The following is a 9789-nucleotide window of genomic DNA, read 5'->3' on the forward strand; positions in this document are numbered from 1 at the left end:
TTATCCTCTTGGTACAGGGCCAGTCATGCTTGAGTGACGTGAATCGCCCAAGACTGAAATCATCAGCATCGTTGCACCCACAACAGTGACATAGACGCCAACATCAAACAGCGCAGCCGAAGCCAAATGCATTTCTCCAATCATTGGCGGAGAGACATAAATATGTGCACTGGTCAGGAATGGACGTGACCAGAACCAGGCTGCGATTCCAGTCAATCCTGCAATCGTTAAGCCGATCCCGATCCAGATTTCATACAGGCGACCGGATTTGGCGCCAAGCAACTGTTCGGTTTTGTCCTGTCCCACTGCGATATATTGAATAATAAGTGCCAGTGAAGTCACTAGTCCGGCAATAAAACCACCGCCCGGCAGGTTATGGCCACGCATAAAGATATACAGGCTGACTACCAGCGCGACCGGCAAAATCCAGGATGCGGTAATACGCAACATCAGCGGGGATGGGTTAAAACGATAGGTCAGGCCCTGGGTCATGGTGGTGCCATGCGCACGCATGCCATCCATCAGGCTGAGTACACCAATCGCTGCAATGCCGAGTACAGTAATTTCGCCGAAGGTATCGAAACCACGGAAATCGACCAGAATTACATTCACGACATTGGTTCCGCCGCCCAGTGGAATCGACTGTTGCAGGAAGAACCATGAAATGGAATTGTGATCACGGGTCATGATCAGCCAGGCAATTGCCGCAATCCCGAGACCGCCGCCCAAGGCAATAATGGCATCACGCCAGCGACGGGTCGGACTCGATTCATACGGTGTTAACTGAGGCAGTAAAGATAAACTCATCAGTAGTAGAACCGTGGTGACCACATCGACCGTAATCTGGGTCAATGCCAGATCGGGCGCCGAGAAGCCGATAAAGACCATGGTGACGACCAGGCCGACTGCACCGCTAATCAGTACCGCTTTAATCCGCTCATGATGGAACCACAGCAGCATCCAGCAGGCAGAGAACAGCAGTAACCACAAGATAATCGCCAGGGCAGGGGCATGGGTCAGCTCGCGTGTACCCGTACCCACTGCATTGCTGAGTAATGGGAACCCCACCAGCCCGACGGTAAAAATTACAATCCACAATAAATAGCTTTGCAATTTGCCATTTTCAGTGGCACGGCGGAAACGGCGTGAATTCAGCAGCAAATTTTTCAAAAACAGGTCGAACAGCACTCGGCCCTGTAAGCGGCCCAGTTTTGGATCCAGGTCGATTTCACGTAAGGCGCCACCTTTGGCGAGAGAAAAGTAAAAGATTATTCCGCCGAGCAGAGAAATCACACTCATCAGAAGGGGCAGGTTGAAACCATGCCAAAGCGCCAGATGAGTGCCTTCAAAGGCAAAATTCTGGGTGGTGGCTTGAGTAGTGCTGTTGACAATTTTTTCCACCAGAAGAGCCGGTAATAGACCGACTAAAATACATAAAATTGCTAACAAAGTGGCCGGTGCGCGCATACCAAAGGCAGGTTCATGTGCATCTTTATTCGGGACCTGCTTGCCTAGCGGACCATCGAAAAAGACTCCATGCACCAGTCGAATGGAATAAGCCACCGCAAAAATCCCGGCCAGTGTCGCGACAATAGCAGAGCCGACCATAAGTGGACCACTTAAACTGGCGACCAGTTCGGTAAAGAACATTTCCTTAGACAGGAAACCATTGGTCAACGGTACACCCGCCATGGATGCTGCCGTGATCATGGTCAGCGTGGCGGTAAATGGCAGTAATTGCCATAGGCCAGACAGTTTACGTAAGTCACGAGTCCCGGATTCATGATCGATGATGCCGGCAATCATAAACAGTGCCGCTTTAAAGGTGGCATGGTTAATAATATGGAAAATCGCTGCTGCAACAGCCAATGGTGAACCAATCCCGAGCAGACACATGATCAGACCTAAATGGCTGATGGTGGAATAGGCGAGCAAGCCTTTCAGGTCTTCCTTAAAAATGGCAAAGAAGGCGGCCATGCACAGGGTAAACAGACCAACAAAGGTCACAATATTATGAAACAGTGCAGCACCGGCAAAGATCGGGAGCAAACGTGCTACCAGGAATAAACCGGCTTTGACCATGGTGGCCGAGTGCAAATAGGCAGAGACCGGTGTCGGTGCAGCCATGGCATTGGGCAACCAGAAGTGAAACGGGAACTGCGCACTTTTGGTAAAGGCGCCGAGTAAAATCAGCAACAAGGTTGGAACAAATAAATGATGGGACTGAATCTGTTCAGTCATCATCAGGATTTGATCAAGCTGATAGGTGCCGGTAATTTGACCGAGCAGGACAAAACCGCCCAGCATCGCCAGACCACCCATTCCGGTAATGGTCAGGGCCATACGTGAGCCACGTTGTGCCGCTTCGTAATTGCTCCAGTAACCTACCAGCAAGAAGGAGGAAATACTGGTTAGTTCCCAGAAAACCAATAAGATAATCAGGTTATTCGACAATGAAATTCCGAGCATCGCCGCCATAAACAGCATCAGCAGGAGATACAGTTTGCTCAGTGAATTTTTTGGATTAAGGTAATAATAGGCATAAATATAAATCAGGGTACCAATTCCGCTGATCAGCAAGGCAAACAGCAGTCCCAGAGAATCCAGGCGAAAACTGAAATCGATGCCGAGCTGGGGCAGCCAGGACCAGGTCTGGGTCATCACTGCGCCGTCAAATATGGCAGGCGCCTGACTCAATAATAATAAGAAACTGCTGAGGCTGACACCAATTGCCCCTAAAGCCGTTACCCCGCGCGAAAATTGCTTCAGCCACGAGACAAGGGTTGTGCCTAATACTAACGGTAACAATATAATAATCGGCAGCACACTCGTATCCATTGTCATGATTTAGGTTTTGACCAACCTAAGGTGAATCTTTATCTTTCAAGGACTACAGAACCACAAGGAGCGACCCAAACTTCTCAATCTTGAAAGCCAAAAGAATATTCAAAAAGAATATAAAACAGTTGTATTGCGCAACTTATAAACGATAGCAAATTCCGATTTTACAATGAAATTCGCAAATAAAACCGATCATATTACAGGATAACAACAACATCAACGTTTTTATGTAGAACTTATAAATTATACGCCGGCTCGGTTTTAACAGGCGCTGCATGCTTAAACAGATCATCCAGAAGTGACCGAAAATTAAGATTAAATTGCAGGCATTGATTGTAAATTTGACTCAAAATAGTTTAATCAGGGCAAAAAGAGAATGCTGAAAAGGCTTCCTTGTTTACTCAAACAGTCGCTCTTATTTTTTTGAATCTGTTTAGAGCGACTGAGGTAGCGTCGGATGATGCTCCTGAGCAAGTAAAGCGAGCAATTCTTGTTGCTGTTCCGGATTTAACTGTTGTTGAATCATTTGCAATACAGCAAGCGGTGTGATGGGTTCGGTGACCGTTTCCAATAAAGTATCTTCGGGCGAGATATCTTTATTTCGCTGCAGTTCCAGCTCTGCGTAGATCTGATCAAACTGGGTTTTCATACTTTCAAGATGAATGGGGTGCAGCTGTTTATTTTCCAGTTTCAGACATTGAAAGGCGTGTGCCTGTTCCAGTAATTCAGGCCGGTTGCCGGTCGCAATAATCTGCAAGTTAGGAAAAGCCTGATGCAGGCGTGACAGGATTACTGCTGCCATCTCCTGATCCAGTTGATGATCAATCGCATCAATCAGTAAAACACCTGTACCTTCCTGACATGGAAATAAACTATTGGGATTCAATAGACAAAGACGCCGCACAATATCACCCACCAGCGCAATCCAGTTGCGGATACTGTTGGGCAGTTGCTGGAAGCTAAAGGTCTGTTGCTGATAGGTTACCATCAGTTGCAGCTTGGGCTGGTATTTTAAATATATCTGGCTGACTTCTGGCATGATCAGCGACAGGGCCTGTTTTAAAGCGGTGAGATTTGGTGCATGCAGATGTGCCTGGGCTTTCTCGATCTGCCGAGCCAGTTCATCTCCGCGACTGTTTTCAGGCTGCTGCAAGGCACGCGCCAAAATCTGGTCCATAATCTTGGCACTTTGCGCATTTTCAATATCACTGATTTCACGAAACCATTCAAAAAAACGAGCAAAGGTGGTGAAAGGAATCGCAGCGATTTCATAAGCATGTGCGGACTGGAGAATGGCCGGGTTATTTTTGCTGAGCAGATTGACTTCATTGGTAAAGCGTTCAGCAGGATAATAGGCAATTAGCGGCAAACCGAGCAGGGGATCGTGCAAGCGGGCTTTGTGATACAGGCTGAGCATGCTTTCAAGCTGTGAGGTTTCTGCTTTGCTAAAACCCAGACCCTGACTGTTTAGGGTCTTGTAGATTTGCCATGAACAGCTTTGTAGGTTTGCAGGCTCAGACTGACTGGATTCTGGCAAGCTGCCCATCTCTTCAGGAAAACCAATCCGGATGTCAATTTTGGATTGCAGCCGGTTTTGCATGATGTCCTGATCTTGCATCACAAGACCGGCAGCACGGCTGTCGCGATAACGGGCTGCAAACCAGGTCAGTGCCTGATAGCTAAAACGTAAAAGCGTAGTTTTGCCAGTTCCCTGATTGCCCAGAATCAAGGTGACCGGGCATTGCGGATAATTAAACTGAAGCTGAATGTCGGAAAAATGCAGGGTATGTTTCAGTTGAAACGCTTGGATGTGCATAGATCACCTGTCCTATGAGGTTTACATCCATGCCATGCACTTTAACCGACTGCCTGCCGAAGCGACTGTGGCATTTTGATCTTCAGTTGCTGAATCAGGTCATAAATGTGATGAATATTTAAACTCACTTTAGCACGTGTACAGGCCACGTAAAGTAATCTTAATTCTTCATCACTAATTTTATGGTCTTTTACATTCAGCTTAAATTGATAGTCATCTTCAATATGAACCCGATCCCATTCCAGACCTTTGGCCTTGTGTGCCGTGGAAATAATATAATCGGCTTGGGCAATTGGGGTGATTTTAGCCAGGGCTTTCTTTAGTGGATCAGTCCCATGTTCGTCCACCAGTTTGACCAGTGGCTTGATGTCACTACCTTCATTGGTTTCACAATATTCATGGACATCATGCCAGGAGTTGAACCAGGCTAGTTCCGGCACATCAACCACACGTTTGCCCTGTTTCAGCATGGCAGCCGCATCGACAAAACGATTCAGTTTGACATGGTCGGCTTGCAGGCTGACTTTATCACCACGAACTAAACCCGCTAATAACAATTCCATGGCGCGGGCATTGGTCCGGCATAAAATTGCATCGCGCATTTTGGTATGCGGTTTATTCACGACTTTAGAGTCTAATTGCGGATTGCCGAGTAAAGGCACAGTTTCATTTAAGGCACCTAAAATGGCATTGGCATTCAGGGCAATTTCAGGACCGAAACGAAATGAGGTGGTCAGACGTGATTCTGGTAAGGGCAGTTGCTGCATGGCATTGACTGCACCACGCCAGGCATAAATCTGCTGATGCGCGTCTCCGACATAAATCACCTGGGTGCTGCGCTGTTTCAGCAAAATCCCCAGCATTAAGGGATCGGCATCCTGTGCCTCATCGAATAGCACATAATCGGCCGGGATATTCGGTTCAGACAGCGCCCAGAGTTTCAGGTAAATGTCATGACCGATGCCGGCCTGATGATTTGGATCAATCGACTCTAACCAGCGTCGCTCGACTGCCGGATAAAGTTTCTTCTGTAAAGTCTCGATATCATCCGAATGCAGCCAGCTTGGCGCCTGAATATGCCGCGGGGCAGGATACTGCGAACTGGTCGAGCAGAAATAGCCGACCGCATTGGCAACCAAACTTGCCAGACGAGAAGGCATCAATACATATTTTTCATAACGCCCACCCATCATACGGCGCATGGTCATCGGTTCAAGCCGGTATTCTTTGGCAATAAAACTTGGACTCAAGCGTGGCAAGCGCAGTTTGTCAGTGACTCCACGTGGAACACTGCGAAACGCCAGCGAGTGAAAAGTGCGGCAATCGACACCTCGGTGAAACTTGGCCTGCGCTTCACTGGCAATGGCCTTGTTAAAAGCCAGATACATGCCACGTCTTTGTGGCATGGCATCACTGATCATTTGCAGGGTAGTGGTTTTACCTGTGCCCGCATAGGCAATCACCTTAAAGGATTTACCCAGACGTGCGTTATCAATGGCAGTGGCCTGCTCATAGGTCGCGGTCGGTTTTTTTAAATCAGACACAGATGAATTCAAGGCTTAATGCTGACGGTTGGCTTTTTCAACCAGGCCGGATAAGCCTTGGCGACGTGCCAGTTCATTTAATACCAATTGCACATCCAGGTCGAAATAGCCGAGCATGACGATAGTATGGAACCACAGATCTGCCACCTCATAAATCAGATCATTTTTATTGTCTTCAGAGACCTGAGCGTTGAAATCTTTGGCAGCCAGCACGGTCTCAAAGCTTTCTTCACCGACTTTTTCCAGAATCTTGTTCAGGCCTTTATGGTACAACTTGGCCACATAAGATGAATCTGGATCGGCCTGTTTGCGTTCTGCCATCATCTGACCCAGATAGGACAAGACTTCGACCTGTTCAGATTGGGCGGTTGACGCTTCCATCGCCAGCGTATGCGGATTCGTGGATTTTTCGCCATAAATCGCAGAGGGATCTTTCAACTGTGCATCGACAATTTCCCAGCCATTTGGCGTGAGTTTGCGATAGAAACAGGATTCGCGACCGGTATGGCAGGCAATGCCGCCATGCTGTTCAATTTGCAGCACAATTACATCGGCATCACAGTCCAGACGGATTTCATGTACCGTTTGAAAATGTCCTGATTCTTCGCCCTTATGCCATAACTTGCTACGTGAACGGGAGAAATACACGGCTTGGTTTTTCTCAGCCGTCAGTGCCAGCGCTTCACGATTCATCCAAGCCACCATCAAGACACGACCAGTTTGATGATGCTGGGCAATGGCAGGGACTAATCCTTGTTCGTTAAATTTTACTTCATCGAGCCATTGCGCGTTGTTCATAAGGGTTTCCATCATTTCAATCAAAATATAAAAATACGGATAGGAAATATCCGCAGATAGTGTACGTGATCTCGCAGCATTTGCGGCAAAAATCTGTGTCGATAAAGACAGGCTATGTCGTGTGTGATCCAGATGAGCTTGCTTTCACCTAGAGATTTAAAACTGAGACATCAAAAAAGCCGCCCGATCGGCGGCTCGTATTTTCAGGAAATTATCCCAGTAAAAATTACCAGTGTTCGCCCGGGAACAGCCGTGCATATGCTTTTTGCACCAAATTTAATTTTTGTGGTTGACCCACAGAGGCACTTGAACTTGGGAACAGGTTATAACCAATCGACATCAGAACATTGTTGATATCCGGAGCAATCGAATAAGTAATCGAGGCCAGACGACCCAAACCGGTCGCAACTTTCTTCGGACGTTTCACGATGGCATAGGCAATCAGGTCAGCTGCCTGTTCCGGAGAAAGTGTCGGGACGTATTTATAAATTTTGGTTGGTGCAATCATCGGAGTGCGTACCAAAGGCATATAGATCGAGGTGATGGCGATTTTATGCGAATGTACTTCTGCAGACAGACAGCGACTAAAGGCATCCAGCGCAGCTTTTGAAGCAACATAGGCCGAAAAACGGGTGGCATTGGCCAGTACGCCAATCGAACTGATGTTAATGATATGACCCGCGCGACGAATCATCATTTGCGGCAGGATATTCATGACCAGACGCACGGCGCCGAAATAGTTCAGCTGCATGGTTCGTTCAAAATCATGGAAGCGGTCGACCGATTCATGCACGGCGCGACGAATCGAACGACCCGCATTATTGATCAGAATATCAATATGATCGACTGAGGCAATGATCTGTTTGGAGACCTCATCAATCGCCTCCATATTGTTTAAATCGCATGGAAAGATTGAGGCTTTGCCGCCTTTGGCTTCAATGTCTGCTTTTACTTGTTCTAGGGTTTCTTGAGTACGGGCCACCAGTAAAACATGCGCACCTGCATCGGCCAGTTGATGTGCCGTCGTTAACCCAATACCGCTGGATGCGCCGGTGATCAGGACGGTTTTACCTGCAACAGATTTTTCCAGTTGTTTGTGTAGTCTAGTTTTCACATTTGTTATCCCTAATTTGAAGTCAGCGTTCAAATTATTTTTATTAAAGGTCTATGGCGCTCTAACAGAAGATGAGAGCGAAGGTGAGTCCAGATATGATAACCAATTCTTCAGGAAAATCTATAAATTAAACTATTGAAATTAAAATAAAAATTAGAGTAATTGCTCTATTTGTGTTCACTCTTTCATTTAACTTTTAACATGAAAATAAAAAGCAAAGCAAGTGGCTGTTTTAGAAAATAAATAAAAAAACCTCACCAAAATGATGAGGTTTCGAATCGGCTCGGGCACCGTTTTTAAACGGTCGCCAGCGCCTGTTCCAGATCGGCAATCAGGTCATCAATATGTTCAATACCAATGGAAAGACGAACCATATCTTCACTGACACCGGCAGATTTCAGTTCTTCAGCATTCAACTGACGATGCGTAGTAGTCGCCGGATGGCAGGCCAGACTTTTAGCGTCGCCGATATTGACCAGACGGGTGAACAATTGCAGGGCATCAATAAAACGTGTGCCGCCTTCGAGACCATGTTCTACCCCAAAGGTCAGAATGGCAGACGGTTTACCTTTCACATATTTTTGTGCCAAGGCATGCTGTGGATGATCTTTCAGGCCAGCGTAATTGACCCATTTCACTTTCGGATGTTTTTGCAGATATTCAGCGACTTTCAGTGCGTTTTTGGTATGACGTTCCATCCGTAGGCTTAAGGTTTCCAGACCTTGCAGAATCAAAAACACATTCTGCGGACTGATCGCAGCGCCGGTATTGCGTAGCGGCACCACACGGGCACGAGCGATATAAGCAGCTTCACCCAAAACCTCGACGTAGTTGACGCCGTGGTAGCTTGGGTCAGGCGTATTCAGGGCAGGGAAACGTTCAGGGTATTTACCCCACGGGAATTTACCGCTATCCACAATGATGCCGCCAATGGAATTGCCATGACCACCGATATATTTGGTCAGGGAATGCACTACAATATCCGCACCGAAATCGAAAGATTTTTGTAGTACTGGGGTGGCAACAGTATTGTCGACAATGACCGGCACGCCATATTCATGTGCAATTTTAGCAATGGCTTCCAGATCAATAATATTACCCAGCGGGTTACCAATCGATTCGACAAAGACCAGTTTGGTTTTTTCATCAATCAAGTCACGCAGACTTTCCGGTTGTTCATAATCAAAGAAACGGACTTCAATACCCTGTTTTGGCAGGGTATGGGCAAACAGGTTATAGGTACCGCCGTAAAGCGTTGACACAGAAGCAATGTTGTCACCGGCTTCAGCAATGGTTTGAATCGCATAAGTAATCGCAGCCATGCCAGAGGCCAAAGCCAGGGCGCCAATTCCACCTTCAAGCGCTGCAACACGTTGTTCCAGAACCGCAGTGGTCGGGTTCATAATTCGGGTATAGATATTGCCCTGAACCTTTAAATCAAAGAGATCGGCCCCATGTTGAGTATTGTCAAAGGCATAAGACGTGGTTTGGTAAATCGGTACTGCCACAGCTTTGGTGGTTGCTTCAGGGGTATAACCTGCATGAATCGCAAGGGTTTCTGCTTTATAGCTCATTCTGTTTGATCTTCTTGTTTAAGTTTATGGCTTGAGTGTAGCATTTTCACATATGAGTAAAAGTGCAATTTTATTGAAATAAATAGATCTCTTGCGAAAGTA

At 46.9% G+C, this 9789-nt stretch carries 6 protein-coding genes; all 6 read right to left on the bottom strand.

Features of this window, described 5'->3' with window-relative positions; all coding sequences use genetic code 11:
- The 6 genes from BFN00_RS08695 to BFN00_RS08720 all read right to left on the bottom strand — a co-directional run bounded on the left by BFN00_RS08695 (position 1) and on the right by BFN00_RS08720 (position 9687).
- Positions 1-2838, bottom strand: a complete 2838-nt coding sequence (locus BFN00_RS08695) for a monovalent cation/H+ antiporter subunit A (RefSeq protein WP_005101423.1) — start codon at positions 2836-2838, stop codon at positions 1-3.
- 436 nt (positions 2839-3274) lie between these two features.
- Positions 3275-4657 carry an ATP-binding protein gene (locus BFN00_RS08700; protein WP_005263922.1) on the bottom strand — a complete coding sequence of 461 codons (1383 nt, stop codon included), beginning with the start codon at positions 4655-4657 and terminating at the stop codon, positions 3275-3277.
- A gap of 41 nt (positions 4658-4698) precedes the next feature.
- Positions 4699-6201 (bottom strand): UvrD-helicase domain-containing protein, encoded by a 1503-nt coding sequence (locus tag BFN00_RS08705; protein ID WP_071851160.1) that lies wholly within the window; start codon positions 6199-6201, stop codon positions 4699-4701.
- A 15-nt stretch (positions 6202-6216) separates the two neighbouring features.
- Positions 6217-6999: a bifunctional phosphoribosyl-AMP cyclohydrolase/phosphoribosyl-ATP diphosphatase HisIE gene (gene hisIE / locus BFN00_RS08710; RefSeq protein ID WP_005263919.1), complete on the bottom strand. Its 783-nt coding sequence runs from the start codon at positions 6997-6999 to the stop codon at positions 6217-6219.
- 226 nt (positions 7000-7225) lie between these two features.
- Positions 7226-8113: an SDR family NAD(P)-dependent oxidoreductase gene (locus BFN00_RS08715; RefSeq protein ID WP_044108999.1), complete on the bottom strand. Its 888-nt coding sequence runs from the start codon at positions 8111-8113 to the stop codon at positions 7226-7228.
- A 296-nt stretch (positions 8114-8409) separates the two neighbouring features.
- Positions 8410-9687 (bottom strand): O-acetylhomoserine aminocarboxypropyltransferase/cysteine synthase family protein, encoded by a 1278-nt coding sequence (locus tag BFN00_RS08720; protein ID WP_044109001.1) that lies wholly within the window; start codon positions 9685-9687, stop codon positions 8410-8412.
- Positions 9688-9789 lie beyond the last annotated feature (102 nt).

Source organism: Acinetobacter sp. AR2-3 (assembly GCF_001878775.1).
Lineage (GTDB): Bacteria > Pseudomonadota > Gammaproteobacteria > Pseudomonadales > Moraxellaceae > Acinetobacter > Acinetobacter lwoffii_D.